General features: G+C 64.9%; 22 protein-coding genes and 1 pseudogene. 12 read left to right on the plus strand and 11 right to left on the minus strand.

The window, feature by feature from the left end; translation table 11 throughout:
- Positions 1-10 precede the first annotated feature (10 nt).
- Entirely contained in the window at positions 11-988 is a 978-nt protein-coding gene (gene fcl, locus S58_RS11960) for a GDP-L-fucose synthase (protein WP_083938574.1), read from the plus strand.
- Between the two features lie 129 nt (positions 989-1,117).
- On the opposite strand, the gene S58_RS11965 is transcribed toward fcl, so the two are convergent.
- Positions 1,118-1,960 (minus strand): uroporphyrinogen-III synthase, encoded by an 843-nt coding sequence (locus tag S58_RS11965; protein WP_015665568.1) that lies wholly within the window; start codon positions 1,958-1,960, stop codon positions 1,118-1,120.
- Between the two features lie 154 nt (positions 1,961-2,114).
- Between S58_RS11965 and purU the strand changes: the two genes are divergently transcribed.
- Positions 2,115-2,978, plus strand: a complete 864-nt coding sequence (gene purU / locus S58_RS11970; protein WP_015665569.1) for a formyltetrahydrofolate deformylase — start codon at positions 2,115-2,117, stop codon at positions 2,976-2,978.
- A gap of 12 nt (positions 2,979-2,990) precedes the next feature.
- Here purU and S58_RS38975 read toward each other — a convergent pair whose 3' ends face one another.
- A complete protein-coding gene (locus S58_RS38975) occupies positions 2,991-3,287 on the minus strand; it encodes a hypothetical protein (protein ID WP_015665570.1) in 297 nt (98 codons plus the stop codon).
- A 284-nt stretch (positions 3,288-3,571) separates the two neighbouring features.
- Here S58_RS38975 and S58_RS11980 point away from each other — a divergent pair.
- The 6 genes and pseudogenes from S58_RS11980 (at position 3,572) to S58_RS12005 (ending at position 9,891) form a co-directional block, all read left to right on the plus strand.
- Positions 3,572-4,754 (plus strand): annotated as a pseudogene (locus S58_RS11980) (ABC transporter substrate-binding protein).
- 239 nt (positions 4,755-4,993) lie between these two features.
- Positions 4,994-5,863, plus strand: a complete 870-nt coding sequence (locus tag S58_RS11985; protein ID WP_015665572.1) for a branched-chain amino acid ABC transporter permease — start codon at positions 4,994-4,996, stop codon at positions 5,861-5,863.
- Positions 5,864-5,870: 7 nt separating this feature from the next.
- A complete protein-coding gene (locus S58_RS11990) occupies positions 5,871-6,908 on the plus strand; it encodes a branched-chain amino acid ABC transporter permease (RefSeq protein WP_015665573.1) in 1,038 nt (345 codons plus the stop codon).
- On the plus strand, positions 6,905-7,651 hold the full coding sequence (locus tag S58_RS11995; protein WP_015665574.1) for an ABC transporter ATP-binding protein: 747 nt from the start codon (positions 6,905-6,907) through the stop codon (positions 7,649-7,651). Before S58_RS11990 ends, S58_RS11995 begins: the two co-directional genes overlap by 4 nt.
- Positions 7,651-8,367, plus strand: coding sequence for an ABC transporter ATP-binding protein (locus S58_RS12000; protein WP_015665575.1), 717 nt, complete (start codon positions 7,651-7,653; stop codon positions 8,365-8,367). Before S58_RS11995 ends, S58_RS12000 begins: the two co-directional genes overlap by 1 nt.
- A 405-nt stretch (positions 8,368-8,772) precedes the next feature.
- Positions 8,773-9,891: a cobalamin-independent methionine synthase II family protein gene (locus S58_RS12005; RefSeq protein ID WP_015665576.1), complete on the plus strand. Its 1,119-nt coding sequence runs from the start codon at positions 8,773-8,775 to the stop codon at positions 9,889-9,891.
- Between the two features lie 139 nt (positions 9,892-10,030).
- Here the strand turns inward: S58_RS12005 and S58_RS12010 are convergent, their stop codons facing one another.
- The 5 genes from S58_RS12010 to S58_RS12030 form a co-directional block, all read right to left on the minus strand.
- The gene (locus S58_RS12010) at positions 10,031-11,101 is read right to left on the minus strand and encodes an acyltransferase family protein (RefSeq protein WP_244440748.1); all 1,071 of its coding nucleotides are present in this window, start codon (positions 11,099-11,101) and stop codon (positions 10,031-10,033) included.
- Positions 11,102-11,265: 164 nt separating this feature from the next.
- Positions 11,266-11,958, minus strand: coding sequence for an SGNH/GDSL hydrolase family protein (locus tag S58_RS12015; RefSeq protein WP_015665578.1), 693 nt, complete (start codon positions 11,956-11,958; stop codon positions 11,266-11,268).
- Between the two features lie 116 nt (positions 11,959-12,074).
- Positions 12,075-12,452: a DUF2147 domain-containing protein gene (locus S58_RS12020; protein WP_015665579.1), complete on the minus strand. Its 378-nt coding sequence runs from the start codon at positions 12,450-12,452 to the stop codon at positions 12,075-12,077.
- 186 nt (positions 12,453-12,638) lie between these two features.
- A complete protein-coding gene (locus tag S58_RS12025) occupies positions 12,639-14,312 on the minus strand; it encodes a caspase family protein (protein WP_042339276.1) in 1,674 nt (557 codons plus the stop codon).
- A 166-nt stretch (positions 14,313-14,478) separates the two neighbouring features.
- Positions 14,479-15,579, minus strand: a complete 1,101-nt coding sequence (locus S58_RS12030) for a retropepsin-like aspartic protease (RefSeq protein ID WP_244440749.1) — start codon at positions 15,577-15,579, stop codon at positions 14,479-14,481.
- A 152-nt stretch (positions 15,580-15,731) separates the two neighbouring features.
- Here S58_RS12030 and S58_RS12035 point away from each other — a divergent pair, with 152 nt between their 5' ends.
- The 3 genes from S58_RS12035 (at position 15,732) to ahcY (ending at position 19,944) form a co-directional block, all read left to right on the plus strand.
- A complete protein-coding gene (locus tag S58_RS12035) occupies positions 15,732-17,081 on the plus strand; it encodes a hypothetical protein (protein WP_042339280.1) in 1,350 nt (449 codons plus the stop codon).
- Between the two features lie 55 nt (positions 17,082-17,136).
- The gene (gene metK / locus S58_RS12040; RefSeq protein ID WP_015665583.1) at positions 17,137-18,333 is read left to right on the plus strand and encodes a methionine adenosyltransferase; all 1,197 of its coding nucleotides are present in this window, start codon (positions 17,137-17,139) and stop codon (positions 18,331-18,333) included.
- Between the two features lie 189 nt (positions 18,334-18,522).
- The gene (gene ahcY, locus S58_RS12045) at positions 18,523-19,944 is read left to right on the plus strand and encodes an adenosylhomocysteinase (RefSeq protein ID WP_015665584.1); all 1,422 of its coding nucleotides are present in this window, start codon (positions 18,523-18,525) and stop codon (positions 19,942-19,944) included.
- A 71-nt stretch (positions 19,945-20,015) separates the two neighbouring features.
- On the opposite strand, the gene S58_RS12050 is transcribed toward ahcY, so the two are convergent.
- Together S58_RS12050 and S58_RS12055 are read right to left on the minus strand one after the other, a co-directional pair.
- On the minus strand, positions 20,016-20,894 hold the full coding sequence (locus S58_RS12050; RefSeq protein WP_015665585.1) for an urea carboxylase-associated family protein: 879 nt from the start codon (positions 20,892-20,894) through the stop codon (positions 20,016-20,018).
- Between the two features lie 127 nt (positions 20,895-21,021).
- Entirely contained in the window at positions 21,022-22,062 is a 1,041-nt protein-coding gene (locus S58_RS12055) for a hypothetical protein (RefSeq protein ID WP_042339284.1), read from the minus strand.
- A 295-nt stretch (positions 22,063-22,357) separates the two neighbouring features.
- On the opposite strand from S58_RS12055, the gene S58_RS12060 reads away from it, so the two are divergent.
- On the plus strand, positions 22,358-22,537 hold the full coding sequence (locus S58_RS12060; RefSeq protein ID WP_015665587.1) for a hypothetical protein: 180 nt from the start codon (positions 22,358-22,360) through the stop codon (positions 22,535-22,537).
- 6 nt (positions 22,538-22,543) lie between these two features.
- Here S58_RS12060 and S58_RS12065 read toward each other — a convergent pair whose 3' ends face one another.
- Positions 22,544-23,149, minus strand: coding sequence for a cytochrome b/b6 domain-containing protein (locus S58_RS12065; RefSeq protein ID WP_042339287.1), 606 nt, complete (start codon positions 23,147-23,149; stop codon positions 22,544-22,546).
- Between the two features lie 43 nt (positions 23,150-23,192).
- Positions 23,193-23,468: a PepSY domain-containing protein gene (locus S58_RS12070; protein WP_042339290.1), complete on the minus strand. Its 276-nt coding sequence runs from the start codon at positions 23,466-23,468 to the stop codon at positions 23,193-23,195.
- Positions 23,469-23,551: the final 83 nt, after the last annotated feature.

A 23,551-nucleotide genomic window follows, 5' to 3' on the forward strand; every position in this document is an offset into this window, starting at 1 on the left:
GACCGAATTGATGAGACACGTGAGGAGTTGCCCTGTGGCGTCAAGCTTTGATCTCGCGGGTAAGCGCGTCTTCGTCGCCGGCCATCGCGGCATGGTGGGCGGCGCGTTGGTGCGGCGCCTGGCGCGGGAGGGCGTCGAGCTCGTGACGGCGTCGCGCAGCGAAGTCGATCTGCGCGATCAGGCGGCGGTGTTTGCGTGGTTCGCTTCGGCGAAGCCGCAGGTGGTTTTCCTGGCCGCGGCGAAGGTGGGCGGCATCGTCGCCAACAACACGCTGCGCGCCGAATTCATCTACGACAACATCGCCATCGCCACGAACCTCATCCACGCTTCGCATGTGAACGGCGCCGAGAAGCTGATGTTTCTCGGCTCCTCCTGCATCTATCCGAAGCTCGCCGCCCAGCCATTGCGCGAGGATTCGATGCTCACCGGGCCGCTGGAGCCGACCAACGAACCTTATGCGATCGCCAAGATCGCGGGCATCAAGATGGTCGAGGCCTATCGCAGCCAGTATGGCGCCGACTTCATCAACGTGATGCCGACCAATCTCTATGGCCCCGGTGACAACTATCATCCCGAATACAGCCACGTCGTCGCGGCGCTGATCCGGCGCTTCCACGAGGCCAAGCTCGCCGATGCGCCCGAGGTCGTGGTCTGGGGCACCGGCACGCCGCGGCGCGAATTCCTCTATGTCGACGACATGGCGGATGCCTGCGTGCACCTGATGAAGACCTATTCGGATCACGAACTGGTCAACATCGGCACCGGCGAGGACATCACAATCGCCGATTTCGCCCGTGTGGTCGCCGCCGCCGTGGGCTATCAGGGGCGGATCGGCTTCGATCCCTCACGGCCTGATGGCACGCCACGCAAGCTGCTCGACGTGTCGCGTCTGGCAAAGCTCGGCTGGCGCGCGACGACCTCATTGGAGGACGGCATCGCCCGCGCGTATCGCGCGTTCCTACAGGAGACGGGGCAGGCCGCCGCCTGACACTCCGCTGTCGTCCCGGCCTTGGGCCGGGACCCATAGCGCGGACGCTATCGGGGAACGGGGCTGGTAGTTACCTGCCTCATCACGGTTGGTGGCTATGGGGCCCGGGTCAAGATCGGGACGACATCTTTAGTGAGGCCCCGCCCGGGGCGTCTTCCCGCCCAGCGTGGTCATCATGGCGGAGATCAGCGGCTTCATGAAATAGGCCTCGCCTGCCGGCGTGATCGACGGCGTGAGCCCATGAGCTGCGAGATCTTCGGTGACGACGGGGCCAACCGAGGCGATCGGCGTGCGCGCCAACCCCTGCCGCAGCCGCTCTTCCACGCCGTGGGCCTTGGCAACGTCGAACAATCGCCGCGGCTGGCCGGAGCTCGTCAGCGCGATCGCATCGACCTTGCCTGCCGTCATCTCGTCGATGGCGGTGAGGATGTTCGCATCCGCCGCCTTGGCGTCATAGACATAGGGCAGCACGGGGGCGACCTCGGCACCACCAGCCTTGATCGCACCGATCAGCGCTGTGTGATCCTTGTCGGGATAGAGCTGCAGGCCCAGCCGGTGGCCCTTGAGGTCGTACCGCGCCAGCAGCTCGGCGACGCCGTCGGAGGTCGGCTTCTCGGTGGTGATCTGCGGCTCGAGCCCGAGCTCGCGCAACGCGCGTCCCGGCTTCGGACCGCGGGTGAACTTGCGGGCCTTTCCGAGCGCGGCGATGAACTCGGTTTCGACGCCGATTCGTCGTACCACCGTCATCAGCCGTCGCAGGCCCTCGCCGGTCATCAGGACCAGGTCGTCGAACGGCGCGGCGATGGACCGGCGGATCCACGCCTCGATCGGCGCCGGGTCCGGCGCATCCTGGATCGTGAACATCGGACACTGCAGCACGTCGGCGCCTTGCTCCGCGAGCAGCCGCGAAAATTGCGCTTCCTCGCGCGTTTCCAGGATCAGGATGCGGGTGCCGGCGAGTCTGTCAGCCATGATGGTGCTCGAGCGAAATCAACCACGGTTTGTTCATCCTGACGCCTTTTGGAGCGTTGGCGCAAGGGTGCCGGGGGTGATAGAGCAGGGCGCGACAACGGCGGCTCAACCCCGCTGCACGCTTCATCATCATCCCGCCGGTTATCTCATCGCCATGTCCGACCACCAATACGTCCTGACCCTGTCCTGCCCGGATCGTCCCGGGATCGTTTCGGCCGTCTCCACCTTTCTCGCCCACAATGGCCAGAACATTCTCGACGCCCAGCAGTTCGGTGATTTCGAGACGGGGCACTTCTTCATGCGCGTGGTGTTCACGGCCGCCGATCTCGCCGTCAACCTGCCGGCGTTGCAGACCGGCTTCACCGCAATCGCCGACCGCTTCGCGATGGACTGGCAGATGCGCGATCGCGCCGGCCAGCGCCGGGTGATGCTGCTGGTCTCGAAGTTCGACCATTGCCTGGTCGACATCCTCTATCGCTGGCGCACCCGCGACCTGTCGATGATCCCGACCGCGATCGTCTCCAATCATCCGCGCGAGACCTATGCGGGTCTCGATTTCGGCGACATCCCGTTTCACCACATGCCGGTCACCAGGGACACCAAGCGCGACCAGGAGCAGGCGATCCTGAAGCTGGTCGACGACACCAAGACCGATCTGGTCGTGCTCGCGCGCTACATGCAGATCCTGTCGGACGAGATGTCGGCGAGCCTGTCGGGCCGCTGCATCAACATCCACCATTCGTTCCTGCCGGGCTTCAAGGGCGCCAAGCCCTATCACCAGGCTTATGAGCGCGGCGTCAAGCTGATCGGCGCCACCGCCCACTACGTCACCCGCGATCTCGACGAAGGCCCGATCATCGACCAGGACGTCGAGCGCATCAGCCATCGCGACACGCCCGACGACCTCGTGCGCAAGGGCCGCGACATCGAGCGCCGCGTGCTGGCGCGGGCCATCCGCTATCACCTCGAGGATCGCGTCATCCTCAACGGGCGCAAGACAGTCGTCTTCATGGATTGATGCCGCCGACCGTCACCGGCCGGGGACGGTCGCCTGGGCGTTGGCGTTGGACTGCGTCTCCTTGTCGCGCTCGGCGGCCGGCATCTGCCGCTGCCGCTCGCGCTCCTGCATGAACCGGTCGTACTCGACGGTGCCCGGCCGGGGCGGGGCACCCGCCGGCAGGCCGCCTGCCCATTGCGGCATGACATCGCCCATGCCGGCGCCGACCTTTTCGTTGATCGACGAGCAGCCAGACAGGGCCGGCGCGACCACCGCCAGCAGCACCATCGCGACAACAAGCTTGATCTGGGTTCGGCGACTGGCCGGCATCGAGGGGGGACCTTTCGTGCTGCGGGCGACCCGCGGCCGGACCCTAACGACTTGCCATCAATTGGCAAAATTTGGCTATTCGCGGACGGAGTATCTTTATACCTCAATCGGCTTCACTGGTCCATTTCGGAAACCAATCGTCCACGAAGCCCCCCATGATCGCCATTGACAAGACCCTGCCAAGTCCGCAGCGATGCGCGCGCGATATCGTGAACGACATCGCACGGTTAAGACAACAATGGCCGGGGGCTTTCGGTCCTGAACCGACCAGGGAGGTAGTTTCAATGTTCGTGCGAAACAAGACACTGACGTTGGCCGCCAGTGCGGCGTTTGCCGCGGTTGCGCTCGCGTCCGGTGCGGCGCGGGCCGACGACGTGTTCAAGATCGGCCTGATCGTGCCGATGACCGGCGGCCAGGCGTCGACCGGCAAGCAGATCGACAACGCGATCAAGCTCTACATGCAGCAGAACGGTGACACCGTCGCCGGCAAGAAGATCCAGGTCATCCTCAAGGACGACGCCGCGCTGCCCGACAATACCAAGCGGTTGGCGCAGGAGCTGATCGTCAACGACAAGGTCAATGTGATCGCGGGCTTCGGCGTGACGCCGGCGGCGTTCGCGGCCGCGCCGCTGGCCACCCAGGGCAAGATCCCGGAAGTCGTGATGGCGGCCGGCACCTCTGTCATCACCGAGAAGTCGCCCTACATCGTGCGCACCAGCTTCACCCTGCCGCAATCCTCCACCATCATCGGCGACTGGGCGGTCAAGAACGGCATCAAGAAGGTCGCGACGCTGACTTCCGACTACGCGCCGGGCAACGACGCGCTGGCCTCGTTCAAGGAGCGTTTCACCGCCGGTGGCGGCGAGATCGTCGAGGAGATCAAGGTCCCGCTGGCGAATCCGGACTTCGCGCCGTTCCTGCAGCGCATGAAGGACTCCAAGCCGGATGCGATGTTCGTGTTCGTGCCCGCCGGCCAGGGCGGCAACTTCATGAAGCAGTATGCCGAGCGCGGGCTCGACAAGAGCGGCATCAAGGTGATCGGGCCGGGCGACGTCACCGACGACGACCTGCTCAACGACATGGGCGACGCCGTGCTCGGCGCCGTGACGGCGCACATCTATTCGGCGGCGCATCCCTCGGCCAAGAACAAAGGAGTTCGTCGCCGCCTACAAGAAGGCCTTCAACAGCCGCCCCGGCTTCATGGCGGTCGGCGGCTACGACGGCATCCATCTGATCTACGAGGCGTTGAAGAAGAGCGACGGCAAGACCGACGGCGATTCGCTGCTCGCGGCGATGAAGGGCATGGCCTGGGAAAGCCCGCGCGGCCCGATCTCGATCGATCCGGAGACCCGCGACATCGTCCAGAACGTCTACATCCGCAAGGTCGAGAAGGTCGACGGCGAGCTCTACAACGTCGAGTTCCAGACCTTCGATTCCGTCAAGGATCCGGGCAAGGCGAAGAAGTGACGCTGCTTTAGCAGCGCTGGGCGCACGGACAGTGCGCTCCCTCCCACCGCTTGCGGGGGAAGGCTGGGGTGGGGGCGCCCCCACGGCACAATCTTCGTGTGGAGGGAAGTCCCCCACCCGCATCGCATCTTCGATGCGATCCGACCTCCCCCGCAAGCGGGGGAGGCACAGACCGAGCAAAGCATCACATGCGTGCCCTTCAGACGAAGGGATGAGATCGGGGACCGAACCAACCTGCCATGACCGCCATCCTCACCAACCTGTTCGACGGCGTTGCCTACGGCATGTTGCTGTTCGTGCTGGCCTGCGGGCTCGCCGTGACGCTCGGCCTGATGAACTTCGTCAATCTCGCCCATGGCGCCTTTGCCATGGCCGGCGGCTATGTCTGCGCCGTGCTCGTCAATCGGATGGGCTGGCCGTTCTTCGCCGCCCTGCCTCTCGCGTTCGTCGCGAGCGCCGTCATCGGCGCGGCTCTGGAGCGCACGCTGTACCAGCATCTGTATGCGCGCAGCCATCTCGACCAGGTGCTGTTCTCCATCGGACTCGTCTTCATGTCGGTCGCGGCGGTCGACTATGTGATGGGATCCTCCCGCATCTTCATCAAGCTGCCGGACGTGCTGCAGGGCCAGTTCGACATCTTCGGCGTCGGCGTTGGCCGCTACCGTCTCATGATCATCGCGATCTGCGGCCTGCTCACGGTGGGGCTGCAACTGGTGCTCTCCAGGACCCGGTTCGGCAGCCGCCTGCGCGCCGCGGTGGATGACCCACGCGCGGCGAGCGGGCTCGGCATCAACGTCCCCCAGGTGTTCGCTTTCACCTTCGCCTTCGGCTGCGGGCTCGCCGGCCTCGGCGGTGCGCTGAGCGCGGAGATCCTCGGCCTCGATCCATATTTCCCGCTGAAATTCATGATCTACTTCTTGATCGTGGTCACGGTCGGCGGCTCGTCCTCGATCACCGGCCCGTTCCTGGCCTCGCTGCTGCTCGGCATCGGCGACGTCGCCGGCAAATACTACGTGCCGAAGCTCGGTCCCTTCGTCATCTACACCATCATGATCGTGATCCTGATCTGGCGTCCGAACGGCCTGTTCGGTCGCACGGCGACGCGGTGAGGATCGCATGACGACGAATGCACAAACCGACGTCGGCTTCCACGCGAAGCAGCATGGCCGTTGGCACTGGAGCGAGTTCGCCTTCTGGATCGTCGTGCTGGCGGTCGGGCTGGCGTTCCCCTCGCGCTATCTGATCATGACCGAGATCCTGCGGCTGGCGCTGTTTGCGATGTCGCTCGACCTGATCCTCGGTTATGCTGGCATCGTCTCGCTCGGCCACGCCGCCTTCTTCGGCGTCGGCGCCTATTGCGCCGGACTGTTGTCGGTCCACGGCATCATCAACGAGCCGGTGCTGGCGCTGATCGTCGGCGGCCTTGCCGCCATGGTGCTCGGCTTCGCCACCAGCTTCCTCGTCATCCGCGGCGTCGACCTGACGCGGCTGATGGTGACGCTTGGTATCGCGCTCCTGATGGAAGCCTTGGCGGAGCGCTTCTCCAACATCACCGGCGGCACCGACGGTCTGCAGGGCATCGACATCCAGCCGATCTTCGGCGTGTTCGCTTTCGATATGTTCGGCAGGACCGGTTTCTTCTATTCGCTCGCGGTGCTGTTCGTGCTGTTCCTGCTGGCGCGAACCATCGTGCATTCGCCGTTCGGCCTGTCGCTGCGCGCCATCAAGAACAATCCGCTGCGCGCCGCCGCCGTCGGCATTCCCGTCAATAAGCGTCTGATCGCGATCTACACCGTCGCGGCGTTCTATGCCGGCATTGCCGGCGCGCTGTTCACCCAGACCACGGCGCTGGCCTCGCTCGACGTGTTCTCGTTCGAACGTTCCGCCGACCTCGTGCTGATGCTGGTCATCGGCGGCTCCGGCTATCTCTATGGCGGCTTGATCGGCGCCGCCGTGTTCCGGATGCTGCAGGAGCTGTTCCAGTGGATCACGCCGCAATACTGGATGTTCTGGATCGGCCTCGTGCTCGTCGTGATCGTGCTGGTCGGCCGCCATCGCATCCACGCCTATGCACTGTGGCTGCCCAACCTGATCCTGAAGCAGATCGCCGGCCGCAAGGCCGCGGTGGCCCTCACCGATAACGAGGCGCCATGACCTACGCATTGGAAACCCGCGGTCTCGACAAGCATTTCGGCGGCCTTCACGTCACCCGCGATCTGTCGCTCAAGATCGCGCCCGGTGCACGGCATGCGCTGATCGGGCCGAACGGCGCCGGTAAGACCACGGTCATCAACCAACTGACCGGCGTGCTCGAGCCGAGCGCCGGGCGCATCCTGCTCGAGGGCCAGGACATCACCGATCTGCCGGTGCACAAGCGCGTGTTGCGCGGCCTGTCGCGCACCTTCCAGATCAACCAGCTCTATCCGGATCTGACCCCGCTGGAGACCATCGGCCTTGCCGTGTCCGAGCGGCTCGGCGGTGGCGGCAACTGGTGGCGGCGCATGGGCACCCGCGACGACATCAATGCCGAGATCGCCGAGACGCTGGAGCGCTTCCGCCTGCTCGATGTCATGAACGATCGCACCTCGACCTTGCCGTATGGCAAGCAGCGCCTGTTGGAGATCGCGGTCGCGATCGCAGCCAAGCCGCGCGTGCTGCTGCTGGACGAGCCCGCCGCCGGCGTGCCCGAGGGCGAGCGCAAGGATATTCTGGCCGCCGTTGCCGCGTTGCCGCGCGACGTCACGGTGTTGCTGATCGAGCACGACATGGACCTCGTCTTCTCCTTCGCCGACCGCATCTCGGTCCTGGTCTCCGGCGCTTTGCTGGTGGAAGGGCCGCCTGACGAGGTCGCGCGCGATCCGCAGGTGAAGGCGGTCTATCTCGGCGAGGCCGCGTGATGACCGATCTGCTGACAATCGAGAATCTCCGCGCCGGCTACGGCCAGGCGGTCGTGCTGCCGAACATGTCGCTGGCCCTGCCGGAGGGCCAGGTGCTGGCGCTGCTCGGCCGCAACGGCACCGGCAAGACCACGCTGATCAATTCCATCGTCGGCGTCACCCGCCGCTTCTCCGGCAAGATCGCGCTGGCCGGCGCTGACATCACCAGCCTGCGCGCTGACCAGCGCGCCCGGAGCGGCATCGGCTGGGTGCCGCAGGAGCGCAACATCTTCCGCTCGCTCACGGTCGAAGAGAACATGACCGCGGTGGCGCAGCCCGGCCCGTGGACCGTCGAGCGGGTCTACCAGATGTTTCCGCGGCTGAAGGAACGGCGCAACAATTTCGGCAACCAGCTCTCCGGCGGCGAGCAGCAGATGCTGGCAATCGGCCGCGCGCTGACGCTCAATCCGAAGGTGCTGCTGCTGGATGAGCCGACCGAGGGGCTGGCACCGATCATCGTCGAGGAGCTGCTGGCCGCGATCGGCACCATCAGCCGCGCCGGCGGGCTGTGCTCCATCATCGTCGAGCAGCATGCGCAGAAGCTGCTGGCGCTGGCCGATCGCGTCGTGATCCTGGAGCGCGGCACCATCGTGCATGACGCGCCGTCGAGCGCCTTGAAGGCGGATCCGGCGCCGCTGGAGCGGCATCTCGGCGTGGCCAGCGCCGCGGCGCACTGATCCGGTTGAAAAGCTTGAAGGAGAGCTCTGTAACGGCCATTTTGGTTGCAGGATCGGTTATGCTCGCGTCCAGGGATGCGGTTTTGATGGCCGTTCCGAGAGAGGCTGGGGAAACCCTAACTGCATCTGTATGCAGGAATCAGGCATGAACGCTGTTCTCGCCTGTAGGGCGCGGGACGCTGACGCGATCGCCCGCAGTTATGCCGGCGGACGGTCGCAAAACAGGCTATTTCGCGATTTGGAAACCGTACCTGAACAGAATTGTATACCGGCCGGATACGAGGTAGGTGATGGACCTTGGCCTGCGCCCTGAACGGCAGTTGACCACGGGACAGCGCGCCACGGCAGATCATGACCGATCCAACAAGCTTACTCAACGAATCGACCCTTCCAAGGAGTGAACAGATGCAACGCACCAAGCCCCCGTTCCGCGCCGATGAAGTCGGCAGTCTGTTGCGCCCGCAGAAGATCAAGGAGGCCCGCGCCAGGCTCGAGAAGGGCGAGATTTCGGCCGACGATCTCAGCAAGATCGAGGACATGGAGATCGAGAAGGTCGTGCACCGCCAGGCCTCGACCGGCCTCAAGCTCGCGACCGACGGTGAATTCCGCCGCTCCTGGTGGCATTTCGATTTTCTCGCCAAGCTGACCGGCTGCGAGCTGTTCCATCCCGACGCCGGCATTCAGTTCACCGGCGTGCAGACCCGCCACGATGCGGTGCGTGTGATCGACAAGCTCGATTTCCCGGCCGATCATCCGATGCTCAATCACTTCCGCTTCCTGAAGAAGCACGCCGACACCGCACATGTGACGGCGAAGATGACGATCCCGTCGCCCGCCGTGCTGCACTTCCGCGGCGGCCGCAAGTCGATCTCCAAGGACGTCTATCCCGATCTCGACGCCTTCTATGAGGATCTCGGCAAGACCTACCGCAAGGCCGTGAAGGCGTTCTACGACGCCGGCTGCCGCTATCTGCAGTTCGACGACACCGTCTGGGCCTATCTGTGCTCGCAGGAGGAGCTGCAGAAGGCCCGGGAGCGCGGCGACAATCCGGATGGCCTGCAGCAGATCTATTCGCGCATCATCAACTACGCGATCGCCGAACGTCCGGCCGACATGACCATCACCACCCATGTCTGCCGCGGCAATTTCCGCTCGACCTGGATCTCCTCGGGCGGCTACGAGCCGGTCGCGGAGACCATGCTCGCCAACACGAACTATGACGGCTACTTCCTGGAATATGACAGCGAGCGCGCCGGCGGGTTCGAACCGCTGCGCTTCCTGCCGAAGGGCAACAAGGTCGTCGTGGTCGGTCTCGTCACGTCGAAGGTTGGCGAGCTCGAGAAGAAGGACGATATCAAGCGGCGCATGGAGGAGGCGTCGAAGTTCGCGCCGCTCGATCAGCTCGCGCTGTCGCCGCAATGCGGCTTCGCCTCGACCGAGGAAGGCAACATCCTGAGCGAAGAAGAGCAGTGGGCCAAGCTGCGCCTCTGCGTCGAGCTCGCCGAGGAAATCTGGGGCAAGTAGTTGGAGCCCAACTCGGCTCCGCTTGTTGGTGAGGTCGTCGAGCCGGACCAGGCCATGCCTGGTCCGGCTTTTTCGTGCTCTGACTGCGCAGAATTGCTTCGATGAAGCGGAATGCCAGGACGTGGCGTCTCGGCTGACATCAGTTCTGTCGAAGCGGAACCGGACTTGTCTGCCCTGCGTTCTGCCGGCGCAGCAGAGTATTGCGGATCAACCGCTGGGCCGGCGCTTCGAACCAGCGAAAAGTGAGATACGCGGCGACCAAGGTCGAGACCACGAAAGCCACCCAGAACAGATGATCTCGGTAGGGGATCGGCCGCTCCAGCCATGCAAAGGCGAGGGCGATCATGAGCTGAATCGGGAAGTGCAGCAGATAGCAGGAATAGGTCATGTTGCCGGCGGCCTGCAGCAGGTCCTCCACGCGCTGGGGCAAAGCGAAGTGGCGCGCGCAGACGAACAGCAGGATCGGCGTGTAGACGAGCAGGAGGGCTCCGGTGAGTTCGCCGGGGTCGACGTCGGCTAGCCAGAGTGCCACGGGCACTGCCAGGGAAGCACACCCTGCTATCGCTTCCAGCTTCGGCCGAAACGGAGAATTGGCGACGGCCAGCCGGGCCATCGCGGCAAGTCCGCCCGCGTAGAAGAAAACGAAGCATTTGCCGACCAGCGTGCCGCTCATGATCCCGGCCAGGATCACCGCGAGGTTGAGCAGCGGCGACGCCGGTACGATGCGCAGCGTCAGGAAGAACGCCGCATAGACCAGGATCTCGACTGAGACGGACCAGATCGGTCCGTTGAAGCTTGCCCCGGTGACCTTCAGCCAGTCGCTGGCCATGAAGAGCTGCGGGACGAAGTGGGAGACGTCGTTGTCCTGATAGACGAAGAAGAAGCCATGGCCCGCAACATAGACGACCTGCAGCACTGCGACCAGCACCAACGTGGCGAAATGGAGCGGATAGAGCCGCGACAGCCGATAGACGAAGAAGGTCCATCCGTCCATCCTGCCGTCCGCAACGACCGAGCTGTACTTCCAGAAGAAGATGAAGCCTGAGATGCACCAGAAGATCACGACGCCGCTCTGACCGGCCTCGTAGAATGGAAACAGTGCGCGGTAGAACGGCAGCTCGCTTCTGACGAGACCGACCGGTGCGTCGGCGACGAAGGCAAAGTGCTGATAGTGCCACAACAGCACCGCGACGGTTGCGAGAAAGCGCAATCCCTCCAATCCCAGCAGCTTCTGAGGCTCAGGCGTTGTCGACGTTTGGGGCGTGAGCATAAGGTTCAACAACCTTTGATGAAGGGCGCTTGCCCATTCTATCTTGAGTGAAAATGAAGGAATCTTTTCGCTTGGAGAGAGCGCGACGCGGAGGCACTTCGGCCTCAGCCGCAGGCGAGTTCCGTGCCGCGCTGGATGGCCTTGTCCCAGGAGCGATAGCCCGCCGTATTCAGATGAATGCCCTCGAGCGTGAATGGCGCCTCCAGAGGCGGCAAGGATAATAGAGTTGCGTTCGTATTCTGTGCAATTTTTGGTAGAGTTGTGCGATAGCTGGTGATTGCCGCCATCGCTGTCTCCGCCATCGCCGGCGTAAAGGGCCCGCGCGCCTCGACCGGGGGAAACTCGAGGATGAAGAGTCGTTCGGTCAGTTTCGACAGGTCGTGCAACAACGCCTCGTAGCGGTCGGCGAAAGCGGCGCTGGTGGCGGGCGGCGAAAAGGTCAGCGCATCGTTGACGCCGAGCGACACGATGATGGCGTAGGGCCGTCTGGTCCCGAGTGCGCCCTTGAGCCAGCCAGAGAGGTCGCTGCCTGTCGTCGCGCCAGCAAGACCAGCGTTGACGATGGGATGGCCGCAGGCGCTGGGCGGCAAGGTCGCGGCTTCGACGATGCTGTCGCCGAGCACGATGATGGGATCATCGATGCGAGCTACGGTGTAGTTAACGACGATTTGACGAATGTCGCGATGGTTCCCGCCGGACGGCGCCGCTCCGCGGCGCCCAAGCGCGAATGAGGCGGCTGCCGTGACAACCACGGCGAAGAGCACGACGCCCAGCCGCACCTGCGTGTTCCCTGCCATCCCCTAAGTCTGCGCTCCGTTTCCAAAGTTCGTGCCAAATTACCGCACGTTCAGTTACGAACTTCGAAACGGAGCCAAGCCGATTTGAGTATCAGCTCGAAGTTGCGATCGCTGATCTAATTCGCCCGCGTCCAGGTCGAGGAGCGGCAGATCACGCCGCCGAAGGCGCAGCCGGAGGTCGTGAGCGTGCCGCCGGATAGCGACATCTTGGCGTCGTAGGTCTTGCCGTCGTCGGGATTGCTGTAGCTGCCGGCCCAGGCGTTGGGTCCGGTTGATTTCATGCCGGAGAACAGCCGCTGGCCGACTTTGGCCGGCGTGTCCGTGCCTTCCTTGATCCAGACCAGCGTGCCGCAGATGGCGCCGCCGCAGGGCGCGAACTTCACTTTCGACGCGCCGCTCTCGCGTAGCCAGACGCCACTGACGTCGTCGGCGAGCGCCGGGCTTGCGGCCATCGCCAGCGAGAAACCAAATCCAAGAACGAAACGACCGATCATGCGAGCCTCCCCTGCATCCTTCGAGACGAAAATTGTTGCCTGCGGATCGTGTCGGCGACGCGGCATGCCGACGACGATGAGCTTCGTCTCTGTTGGTCGATCAGGATATCAGGATTCGGGGATGCTGCATCCCGGTTCGATGGTGGCTGCCGTGGTCGGCTGTCGCAGCGCCGAGAAGCCGCCGGTCTATTTTGCCGCGAGATAGACCTCGCCGAGCAGCGACGAGTTCGACCACGGCACCTGCTTGTTCTTCGTGCTGGCGACCACCTCGGCGCGCACCCGGGTCAGCATCTGCTGCACTTCGAGTCCCGGCGTGCCGATATGGCGCGACAGCGCAGCCGAGAACGGGCTGTTGTCGCCCTCGCCGTCTAGCGCGACCTTGCCGGGCGCAGTCGCGAACGCGATCAGCGTGCCGGCGCCCGATGTCGCGCCGGAGCCGAGCGCAGCCGGTGCGGCGAGCCCGCTCGCGCTGAGGCTCCTGCCCGGACCGGCGCGCGCGACCTCGGGCAGAGCGAACGGATTGTTGCGGCAGGCATCGAGAATCAGAATGTTGGTGCGGATCTGATCGTCCAGCCCGGCCAGGATCTGGTCGATGTCGACCATGGCCGTGACGACATCGCTGCCGGTGGACAGTTCGACGTCGGTGGGTACGAGATAGTTGCGTCCGTCGATCTGCACGCCATGCCCAGCAAAATAGACCACGGCGACCTGTGCCCGCGCCGCCTCGCGCAGGAAGTCGCGTGTCGTTGCCTGCATCGCTGCGCGGTCGAGATCGATGCCTTCGACCACCGTGAAGCCGATCTCGCGCAGGCTCCTGGCGATCGCGCGTGCATCGCGTGGCGGATTGGGCAGCGGCTGCACATGCGCATAGGCGCCGTTGCCGATGACCAGCGCCATGCGCTGTCCCTGCGCAACTGCGACCGGCTCTGCGGAGGAGGGCGCCGCCATATCCGCGCGCTGCCGCGGTTGAACGGCCGGCTCCGACAGCAGCGACAGCCGCACTTTGGCGGTGGCCTGGTTGGCCCTGCTGCCGGCGTCGGACGCGACCGGCTGCAGCGCCGCGGCATAATCCGCCTTGGCCGCATCGAACTCGCCCTTGGCCTCGTACGCCAACGCGCGATGCACGTGAGCCGCGATGACGACGCTCCCGGGCGGCGTCATGACGTTGACCGGCGGATTCTGCGCCAGCCGCACCGCCTCGGAGCCGTCGGCGATGGCGCGCTCGATGTTGCCCTTGGCGCGCCAGATCACGCTGCGGTTGATGAACGGCGAGGCCAGCGCGGGGTCGAGCCGGATCGCCTCGTTGATGTCGGTGAGCGCATCGTCGAGCTCGCCGAGCGCCTCCTTGGAGATGCCGCGGTTCTGCCAGGACAGTGCTGACTTCGGCATCAGCCTGATGGCCTGGTCATAGTCGGCGATCGCCTTGGCGTAGTCACCGGTGCCGCGATAGGCATTGCCGCGGTTGTGGAAGATGGTGCCGCTCGGCGGACCGCTCTTGAGAGCGTCATTGAAGTCGGCGATCGCGATCTCATACTCGCCTTTGTCGTAGTAGGCGGAGCCGCGCAGATTGTAGATGGCCTGGGCGGGCTGCAGCCGCAGCGCCTCGGCCGCATCGGCGATCACGTGCGCATAGTCGCCTTTCTTGTTCCAGCCGACCGCGCGCCAGAAATAGATCGTGGCCAGCTGGGCCCCGGAAAATACTTTCAGCGCGATGATCTTGTTGCAGGCCGCGATCATCTGATCCGCCGGCGTCGTCTCGGTGGTACAGAGCGGCCCGAGCTGGGAACGGGACTGGGCGGAGGCTGGCTGCGCAAGCAGGGCGGCAAGTAGAGGCAGGTACAGCAGCAGCCAACGGCGCATCGGCACGGACCGGAACGGGAGGAGGGGAAGCCTTCCGTTTTGTTGCGGCCGGTGATCCCGAGGTTCAACAAGCAAAAGGGAGACGCGGGCATCCCTGGATGCCGCACATGGGCGCTGACCATTGCCCACGACCGATCGCGTTGCCCGGGAGCGAATCTGGGCTGCGCTAGGGTTTCTGAACCCGGCGGGGACGAACCTCGACGAAGTCGGCGGCGATCTGGACGTCGAAGCGTGAGAGGAAGCTCATGCCCAGCAAGCCGTCGATCCCGGTGCCGTAGTCCTTCCGCTCGCCGTCCTGAACCGCGACTGGAATCCCGGTCGCCTGGAGCGAATTGAGCTTGATCTTGTCCGCCCGGGACAGCCGCGCCTTCGTTTCTCCGTTGGCCGTGATCAGCGTGATGTCGCTGCCACCACTCTGAGGCAGCTTGGCCCGCTCGGCGAAGGCGGCGCGAACCGACACGTAGCTCGCGCCGGTGTCGAGGATGAACGATCCCTTGACGCCGTTGACCTCCGCCTTGACCACGACGACGTTCTTCTGTCCGCGCAGGGGAAAGCGCTCGTGATGCGCGTCGGTCGAAGCAGCGCAATTGCCCTGGCGCTCGTAGTCGGCGATCATCCGCTGGGTCTGGCTGGTATCCCGGGCGCGCGGATCGAACGAGACCCACAGGCTGATCGGCGCCACCGCTTCACAGTAGCGCTTCAGCGCCGCATAGGCCTCGGCCATCTGCGTGAACACACGGCTGGCCACCCGGGCCTTGTCCGGCGAGAGTTCAATCGTGTCCGAATAGTCGGCAAGTGCGCGCTGGTGGTCGCCTGCACCGGCGAGCGCCGTCGCGCGCAAATAATGCGCCTCCCGGTTCGATGGGGCACGGCGGACATACTCGTCGGCGACCTCGACGGCTTTGGGATAGTCGGTCAGCTTCATGTAGGTGTCGGCGGCGCGTTGCAACGCCGTGAGCGGGGCGCCGCATTCCCTGACGAAGCGGAACAGGCCTTCCGCCGCCTGGCGGCGGTAGCCGAGCTTGTCGAGCATCAGGGCGAGATCGCCGACGCTCTTCTGGTCGCAGGGCTCACGCTTCAGCTCCTGAAGACGCAGCCAGATGAAGGGATCGCGGGCGGCCGGCACCGGTAGCGGACCGAGGCGCTCGTAGACAGCCGCAAAGACCTCGTCTGGATTTTCGTCGAGGTAGCCCGCGGCAGCGGGTCCGAACATTGCGCTCAGCAGCAAGGCCGCTGCCGTCAGCGCGGACCCGAAATATCTCGACATGCTCACCCCAACGTTGATCCGGCGGGAACTCTATAGCCTCAAAGAGTGATGGAACAAGGTACCGTCCCACGGCTTCCCTTGGTGGGCAGATGGTGCTAGACGGTTGGGCGAAGGGGCGTCTGCCCACCATCATTTCCCACTTATTCGGGCCGATGAAGAACGACCAGTTGCTCGCCCAGATCACGGAGTTCTGCCGCCAGTCCGACATGGCGGAGTCGACGTTCGGCCGGCGGGCCGTCAACGACGGCAAGCTCGTGCAGCGGTTGCGCGAGGGGAAGCGTATCACCATCGATACGCTGGATCGCATCCAGGCCTATATCGCGGCGTCCACCGGCACCCTGCCGCCGCCGCGGCTCGACGTCGTGCCGGAGAAGCGCGACCCCAAGAGCAATTTCCGCTTCTTCGAGAACCGCCAGAAATACCTGCTGTTCGTGCACACCTGCAGCGAGAAGCGGGTGGTGGCGGAGCGGGTGGGCCTCGAACTCGCGAGCATCCATCCGCGCCCGCCAGCGCTGCGGCTGTTCGATGCCGGCGTGGGCGACGGCACGGTGCTGTCGAAGGTGCTGCGGACGATGCATGGCCGCTTTCCGCACATCCCGTTCTATGTCGCCGGCAAGGAGCTGAGTCTCGAGGACGTCCGGCTGACGCTCGAGAAAGTGCCGGACCGGCTGTTCGAGCATCCGGCCTCGGTGTTCGTGTTCACCAACATGAACTATGCCGAGGCGCCGTGGCTGACGCCGGCTTCGCCGTCGGTGGCCGCCTCGATGATCTGGCACGAGGTCGTGCTGCAAGGGGATTCGTCCGGCGATTTCGAGACCCAGATCGCGGCGCTGAAGCCGTTCCTGGAGCAGAACTGGCGCGCCAACGTCTCCCAGCGCACCGGGATGCCGGTCTATGAACGGCCGATCGCGCTGGTGCTCTACCGCGAGGACCACCGCTTCCTGCTCGACGGCATCATCCCCAGGGCCGGGCGGGTCGAGGCCAATTTCGACCTGATCATCGCCTCGCAGCCCTACCGGGCCCGCTCTTCAGTCAATTTCCGCGCCAAACGCATCATCGCACCACTGGCGCGGGCCTTGAAACCGGGCGGCCGGCTGATCGGAATCCACTCCCACGGCCAGGATCCGGGGCTGGAGATCATCCAGGCGGTGTGGCCGGGAGAAAATCCTTTCTCGGTCAGCCGCCATGAGCTATTGCGCGCCGTGAAATACGAGCTGGGCTCCAGTGGGCGGGACTTAAATTTTAACGCCTATGCGGACAATCGCTCGATTTTCAGGTATGAGATGGAGGCTCTGCCCAACGAGGTCACCGGTGCGATCGGAACCTCGACGGCCTTTGCAGCCTGGAACGCGGCGGTGTATGTCGCGCAGATCGAGGAAGACCGCCTGACCGAGGTGGCCCACTCGTCTCGTGCGCTCGATGCCGCCAGAGAGGTTCTGCGAAAGCATAACGGGCTGTGGTTCTACGACGAGTCCTACGTCATCTCGCGGCGTCGCGACTGACATCCTTGGGATCAATACAAACGACCGCCGTGGGCGGCGAAGAAGGGGTTGCTTGATGCGCGCGTCTTATCTGTTCACCTCGGAGTCGGTGTCCGAGGGCCATCCGGACAAGGTCTGCGACCGTATTTCCGACGAGATCGTCGACCTGTTCTACCGCGAAGGGCCGAAGGCCGGCATCGACCCCTGGCAGATCCGCGCCGCCTGCGAGACTCTCGCCACCACCAACAAGGTCGTGATCGCCGGCGAGACCCGGGGCCCGTCCTCGGTCACCAACGAGCACATCGAGCACGTCGTCCGCGAGGCCATCAAGGACATCGGCTACGAGCAGGCAGGCTTCCACTGGAAGACCTGCGACATCGAGATCCTCCTGCATCCGCAGTCCGCCGACATCGCGCAGGGCGTCGACGCGCTGCAGCCCGGCGAGCGGAAGGAAGAGGGTGCCGGCGACCAGGGCATCATGTTCGGTTACGCCACCAACGAGACCCCGGACCTGATGCCGGCGCCGATATTCTACGCCCACAAGATCCTGCGTCTGATCTCGGAAGCCCGTCACTCCGGTGTCGAGAAGGTGCTCGGGCCGGACTCCAAGAGCCAGGTCACCGTGCAGTATGAGAACGGCAAGCCGGTCGGCGTCCGCGAGATCGTGGTGTCGCACCAGCATCTGGTCGAGGACATGACCTCGGAGCAGGTGCGCGAGCGTGTCGAGCCTTATGTGCGCAAGGCGCTGCCGGAAGGCTGGATCACCCCGAAGACGATCTGGCACATCAATCCGACCGGCAAGTTCTTCATCGGCGGTCCCGACGGCGACGCTGGCCTCACCGGCCGCAAGATCATCGTCGACACCTATGGTGGCGCGGCCCCGCATGGCGGCGGCGCCTTCTCGGGCAAGGATCCGACCAAGGTCGATCGTTCCGCGGCCTATGCCGCGCGCTACGTCGCCAAGAACATCGTTGCCGCCGGTCTTGCCGACCGCTGCACGCTGCAGCTTGCCTACGCGATCGGCGTGGCGCGTCCGCTCTCGATCTACATCGACACCCATGGCACCGGTAAGGTGCCGGAGGATCGGCTCGAGAAGATCGCGGCCGAGGTGATGGATCTCACCCCGCGCGGCATCCGCAGCCACCTCGACCTCAACCGTCCGATCTACGCGCGCACCTCGTCCTACGGCCATTTCGGCCGCACGCCGGACAATGAGGGCGGCTTCTCCTGGGAGAAGACCGACCTCGCCGAGGCGTTCAAGCGCGCGGTGTAAGCGCTACCGGCCGGAAGCGGCCGAGATGTTTGAGGCGTCATGGCCGGGCTCGTCCCGGCCATCCACGTCTTGAGTACGGTGACTGCTACGACGTGAAGACGTGGATGCCCGGCACAAGGCCGGGCACGACGAACCATTGTTGTTCGATTTGCTGAATGTCGCGTTCGCGCGAAGACAGAGGATGATCTCATGACCGCCAAGCCAGGTTTCAACGACTATATCGTCAAGGACATGTCGCTCGCCGAGTTCGGCCGCAAGGAGCTCTCGCTGGCCGAGACCGAGATGCCGGGCCTGATGGCGACGCGCGAGGAATACGGCCCGAAGCAGCCGCTGAAGGGCGCGCGCATCGCCGGCTCCCTGCACATGACCATTCAGACCGGCGTGCTGATCGAGACGCTGAAGGCGCTCGGCGCCGACATCCGCTGGGTCTCCTGCAACATCTACTCGACCCAGGACCACGCCGCCGCCGCGATCGCCGCCGCCGGCATTCCGGTGTTCGCCGTCAAGGGCGAGACGCTGGCCGAGTATTGGGACTACACTGCAAAACTGTTCGACTGGCATGGCGGTGGCCATCCCAACATGATCCTCGATGACGGCGGCGACGCCACCATGTACGTTCATCTCGGCCTGCGCGCCGAGAACGGTGATACGGCGTTCCTGGACAAGCCGGCTTCCGAGGAAGAGGAAGTGTTCTTCGCGCTGCTGAAGAAGCAGCTCAAGGAGAAGCCGAAGGGCTACTTCGCCGGCATCGCGGCGTCGATCAAGGGTGTCTCGGAAGAGACCACCACGGGCGTGCACCGTCTGTACGACATGCAGAAGGCCGGCACCTTGCTGTGGCCGGCGATCAACGTCAACGACAGCGTCACCAAGTCGAAGTTCGACAACCTCTATGGCTGCCGCGAGTCGCTGGTCGACGGCATCCGCCGCGGCACCGACGTGATGATGTCGGGCAAGATCGCGATGGTCGCGGGCTTCGGCGACGTCGGCAAGGGCTCGGCCGCTTCGCTGCGCCAGGCGGGCTGCCGCGTCATGGTGTCCGAGGTCGATCCGATCTGCGCGCTGCAGGCGGCGATGGAGGGCTATGAGGTCGTGACGATGGAGGACGCCGCGCCGCGTGCCGACATCTTCGTGACCGCCACCGGCAACAAGGACATCATCACCATCGAGCACATGCGCGCGATGAAGGATCGCGCCATCGTCTGCAACATCGGCCACTTCGACAACGAGATCCAGGTCGCCTCGCTGAAGAACCTGAAGTGGTCCAACATCAAGCCGCAGGTCGACGAGATCACCTTCCCAGACGGCAAGCGCATGATCCTGTTGTCCGAAGGCCGCCTCGTGAACCTCGGCAACGCGATGGGCCATCCGTCCTTCGTGATGTCGGCGTCGTTCACCAACCAGACCTTGGCGCAGATCGAACTCTACGCCAACAACAAGGACGGCAAGTACAAGAAGGAAGTCTACGTGCTGCCGAAGTCGCTGGACGAAAAGGTCGCGATGCTGCATCTCGCCAAGATCGGCGTGAACCTCACCAAGCTGCGCCCCGACCAGGCCTCCTACATCGGCGTCAAGCCGGAAGGCCCGTTCAAGTCGGACCACTACCGCTACTGAGATCCGGCGCTACGCGCGGCGGAGAAGCGAAGGCCGGGGCATTGCCCCGGCCTTTTGCGTTTTGCGACCTGTCAGCGGGACGCGACGGCGTCCGCCCCGTGGCCGCGATGATAGTCGCTCTGTCGCGGCCATGGCCAATCGGCGAGCGTCGTCCGGTCCGGCTCGAAGATCTCGATTCGCAAGGGGTAGCAGGCCGCGGCGTCGCTCGAATGCGTCGTGCCGCAGTCGCCGCCGGGACACGCGGACAGCGCGCCGAGCAGATCGATCTCGGCGAACAGCTCGATGAAGTCGCCAGGCCGCACCGGGCTCGCCTTCATGAAATACTGCTGCGTGTCGCGGGTGAAGCCCGTGCACATGAAGACGTTGAGCACGTCGTGAACGTGATGTTCCACCGTCCGCGGCTCTGCATTCACCGCGCCGGCCAGCGCCCGCGCCAGATTCGAATGACAGCAGAAATCGTAGTCGGTCCCGCTGAGCAGACGGTTTGTATAGGGATCGCAGCGGGTGCCGATCACGTCGTGGATGCCGGCGCCGTCTGCATCGAAGCCATACCAGCCGAGTGTGTCGTGGCTGATCGTGGCCATCGGCCGCAGGCTCGGCATCGTGCTCCACAGCCGGTCGCCGGTCGAGACATGCGTCGCGTGCAGCGCGCGGGTCTTGCCGCTGAAGAAGCGCTCGGACAGGTCATGCGCGCTCCAGAGGTTGAGGTCACCGACCTGCGGCCCGTCGGTGCAGACGATGCGAAAGAACTGCCCGCGCGTGACCCGAAAAGCGCGAGCATCGCGCGGCGGCACGATGACCTCACTGACCCGGGTCATGCTCTGCCGCGCGGTCTCGAGCATCGCCATATTCGGCGTCGGCAGCGTTCCGGTGGGATAGACGATCGCAGGGCGGGCCGCACGCCGGGCTGCGGCATCAGCGGGTTCGGGCGGACGTTGATGTAACGGCATGGCGATCTCGCAGCGTGGCGGGAATGGGCGACGCCGTCATCATAGCGCGGTCATAGCGTTTCGGCCGGAGCTATCGGCGGAAAGCGCGCGACCGTCCCGTGTCGTTCCGCGGCCCCGGCGCTGCGTCTTACCCCGTCCGCCGTGTGCCCAGCGCCGAGGCGCGCACAGCCTTGGCGCGCTTGGCCGCGGGGTGGTCCTGCCTGGCTGCGAGACGCTTGTGCTTTCTCGTCTCGGCCGCAGCCACCTTCACAGCCGGTCCGCGATGCTTGGCGTATTCCTCGCCGTCGACCGGGCCGACATGCGGCGGGTCGCGGTCGAGATAGGGGCGGCCGACACCAAAACTCCTGCCGTTGGCATCGACCCATTTCCACAGCTGTTCCGTCGCCACCCAGCGCTGCGCGCGCGTCGCGCCATTGACGCTGACGATGTCGGCCGCGAGGCCATGGCCATAGCCGCCGCGCAGGCTGCCGCCATGATAGGAGCGGTTCGTCGCGGCCTTCAGGCCGCTGGCGATCTCCTGGCGATAATCGTCGCGGAAGGCGCTGGTGATCCCCGGGCAAAGTCCCGCCTGCTCGGCGGCGTGCAGCGCATGAAACAGCTTCAGCTTGAAGCCGCGGTCCATGCCGCCGATCACGTACTCCATCATGGTGCGGCCGACGCGGTCGGCGGCCTTGGGGTCCTTCCAGGTGAAATCATTGTCCACCAGCTTGGTGAAGCTTCGCGTCACCTTGACCATGCGGCCCTTGCGCTTGACCGTGACGACGCGGCGCTCGGTCTCCCTGATCTTGTCGAGCTTCGGCGCGCGCTCATACAGCGCCCACAGATAGCGGTCGACGCAGACGTCGATGACCGGACATTCGTCGAGGATCTCGGTGCGGTCGGCGCTGGCGACGGCGGGCTGAGGTGCCTCGGTTGCTGCACTCGGCGGCGCCTGTTCGTCCGGAGCCAGGATGACCGATGGCGTGATCGATGCCGTCGTCAACGCAGGTTCGGCCGTCGTGGGCTGCGCCGCCATCTGCTCGACCGTCGCGGCCGAAGTGGCCTCTGCGACGTTCGGCGGCGACGTCGCCTCGAGTTCGGCGGCGCCTGCGGGCCACGCCATGATGCAGCCGGCGAAAACAACCGATCGGCACAACGCACGTGTGGTGAACTGCTGTGAGCTCATCATCCGGCCTCCCCAAAATCCCGGCCCCTGCGAACAGGTGCGGTCAGGCATCCGATACCAACGATTGTTCGGTGCATCGCGGTGAGGCGCAACCACGCAGCGTCGCTGATGCGCAGCTTTTGCGTGAACTGTGGCTTGTGTGCAACGATCCGAAGTTCCCGGTGTGGCGCCTCGGACTGCTGTTCAGCATGCGCACGCCCCGACGGCGGCGGCGCAGACTCCACGCCATCACGCCGACAGGTTGCCGCCCGTAGCAGCACGGCGTAGTCTGCCTGTACTGGTTCGGGGAGCTGATGTCATGAGCACCATCGAGATCATCATCGGTCGCACGCGGCTGATCCGGGACTACGCGCCCGATGATTCGATCTGGTCATTGCCCGAAGAGAAACGCGAGCGTCAGGCGCTGGCGGACGTTCAGCGCGATCTCGCCATCGGTGCGGACCGCTTGGCGCAGACGCCCTACGCCGTACGGGGCTGAAAGCCGTCAGCGATCGACCGGCGTCGTCGTTGTGCGAGGGCCGCGCCTCAGCAGCTTGCGTCCCGTCAGCATGGCGCGTGCAAGATTTTCACGCTGCAGCCGGCTGACCAGCACGACACCGGCGACGTGCAGCACGACGAGCGGGATCAGGAGATACGACGTCGCCTCGTGGGTGTCCTCGACCCACCAGATGCCGAAGAAGCGCACGGTCACCTGCATCGCGCCGGTGGCGGCGGAGACGATGAGCAGCAGTAGCAGCGCGAGCTGCATCGCGGTCCCGGCGGGGTTGAGGCCGAGATAGCGTCCGGTCCTGCCGCGCCGCAGATTCCACAAATAGGCCGGCGTGGCGCGCAGCCGGACACCGAGGCTGCGAAAGCGCGAATGGCGTGTGCCGAGTACGCCCCAGACCAAACGAAAAGCGAGCAGTCCGAGGATCGCGTAGCCTGCAAGCCGGTGCAGGCCGTCATGGACGTTCGGCGTCACCCAGGCGACCAGCACCAGTATTGCCAGCATCCAGTGCCATAGGCGCAAGGGAAGATCCCAGACCTGCACGGTCTCGGCAGGGTCTGGGTCTCGCAAGCTGGCTCTGGGGTTCGTCCCGTGCATGGTCATCACGTCGCGTCATGCAGAGCTGCACGACGCCACGTCGTTCCAACTACTTGGCGATCGTATGCTTCAGGCTGAGATCCTCCGGGCTGTAGAACAGCTCGTACAGCTTGCCGCCCTTGACGCCGTAGACCTCGTAGCAGCTGCCCTCGACCTTGGAACGGCGCACCTCGTAGCCGGCGTCCTTGGCCTTCGCCTCGGCCTCGCTGGCCGGCTTCCACGACGCCTTGTCGAGCTTGGTGCAGTCCTTGTAGCCGTCGGCCATGGCCGGCGTGACGGCGGCGAAGCCAGCGAGTGCGACAGCGGCCGCAATGGTCAGTCTCATCAATCCCTCCAATGAGCAAATTCAAAACACGATGCATCGTGGGCTCAGTGGAGACGGCAATGGCGAGGAGCTGTCAACGGAGC

It is taken from the genome of Bradyrhizobium oligotrophicum S58, assembly GCF_000344805.1.
In the GTDB taxonomy this organism is placed as follows: Bacteria; Pseudomonadota; Alphaproteobacteria; order Rhizobiales; family Xanthobacteraceae; genus Bradyrhizobium; species Bradyrhizobium oligotrophicum.

What these genes read in the sequence shown, in the direction of transcription:
- fcl (WP_083938574.1), top strand. Translation starts at nt 11, where the DNA reads ATGAGACACGTGAGGAGTTGCCCTGTGGCGTCAAGCTTTGATCTCGCG.
- S58_RS11965 (WP_015665568.1), bottom strand. Translation starts at nt 1,960, where the DNA reads ATGGCTGACAGACTCGCCGGCACCCGCATCCTGATCCTGGAAACGCGC.
- purU (WP_015665569.1), top strand. Translation starts at nt 2,115, where the DNA reads ATGTCCGACCACCAATACGTCCTGACCCTGTCCTGCCCGGATCGTCCC.
- S58_RS38975 (WP_015665570.1), bottom strand. Translation starts at nt 3,287, where the DNA reads ATGCCGGCCAGTCGCCGAACCCAGATCAAGCTTGTTGTCGCGATGGTG.
- S58_RS11985 (WP_015665572.1), top strand. Translation starts at nt 4,994, where the DNA reads ATGACCGCCATCCTCACCAACCTGTTCGACGGCGTTGCCTACGGCATG.
- S58_RS11990 (WP_015665573.1), top strand. Translation starts at nt 5,871, where the DNA reads ATGACGACGAATGCACAAACCGACGTCGGCTTCCACGCGAAGCAGCAT.
- S58_RS11995 (WP_015665574.1), top strand. Translation starts at nt 6,905, where the DNA reads ATGACCTACGCATTGGAAACCCGCGGTCTCGACAAGCATTTCGGCGGC.
- S58_RS12000 (WP_015665575.1), top strand. Translation starts at nt 7,651, where the DNA reads ATGACCGATCTGCTGACAATCGAGAATCTCCGCGCCGGCTACGGCCAG.
- S58_RS12005 (WP_015665576.1), top strand. Translation starts at nt 8,773, where the DNA reads ATGCAACGCACCAAGCCCCCGTTCCGCGCCGATGAAGTCGGCAGTCTG.
- S58_RS12015 (WP_015665578.1), bottom strand. Translation starts at nt 11,958, where the DNA reads ATGGCAGGGAACACGCAGGTGCGGCTGGGCGTCGTGCTCTTCGCCGTG.
- S58_RS12020 (WP_015665579.1), bottom strand. Translation starts at nt 12,452, where the DNA reads ATGATCGGTCGTTTCGTTCTTGGATTTGGTTTCTCGCTGGCGATGGCC.
- S58_RS12025 (WP_042339276.1), bottom strand. Translation starts at nt 14,312, where the DNA reads ATGCGCCGTTGGCTGCTGCTGTACCTGCCTCTACTTGCCGCCCTGCTT.
- S58_RS12030 (WP_244440749.1), bottom strand. Translation starts at nt 15,579, where the DNA reads ATGTCGAGATATTTCGGGTCCGCGCTGACGGCAGCGGCCTTGCTGCTG.
- S58_RS12035 (WP_042339280.1), top strand. Translation starts at nt 15,732, where the DNA reads ATGAAGAACGACCAGTTGCTCGCCCAGATCACGGAGTTCTGCCGCCAG.
- metK (WP_015665583.1), top strand. Translation starts at nt 17,137, where the DNA reads ATGCGCGCGTCTTATCTGTTCACCTCGGAGTCGGTGTCCGAGGGCCAT.
- ahcY (WP_015665584.1), top strand. Translation starts at nt 18,523, where the DNA reads ATGACCGCCAAGCCAGGTTTCAACGACTATATCGTCAAGGACATGTCG.
- S58_RS12050 (WP_015665585.1), bottom strand. Translation starts at nt 20,894, where the DNA reads ATGCCGTTACATCAACGTCCGCCCGAACCCGCTGATGCCGCAGCCCGG.
- S58_RS12055 (WP_042339284.1), bottom strand. Translation starts at nt 22,062, where the DNA reads ATGATGAGCTCACAGCAGTTCACCACACGTGCGTTGTGCCGATCGGTT.
- S58_RS12060 (WP_015665587.1), top strand. Translation starts at nt 22,358, where the DNA reads ATGAGCACCATCGAGATCATCATCGGTCGCACGCGGCTGATCCGGGAC.
- S58_RS12065 (WP_042339287.1), bottom strand. Translation starts at nt 23,149, where the DNA reads ATGACCATGCACGGGACGAACCCCAGAGCCAGCTTGCGAGACCCAGAC.
- S58_RS12070 (WP_042339290.1), bottom strand. Translation starts at nt 23,468, where the DNA reads ATGAGACTGACCATTGCGGCCGCTGTCGCACTCGCTGGCTTCGCCGCC.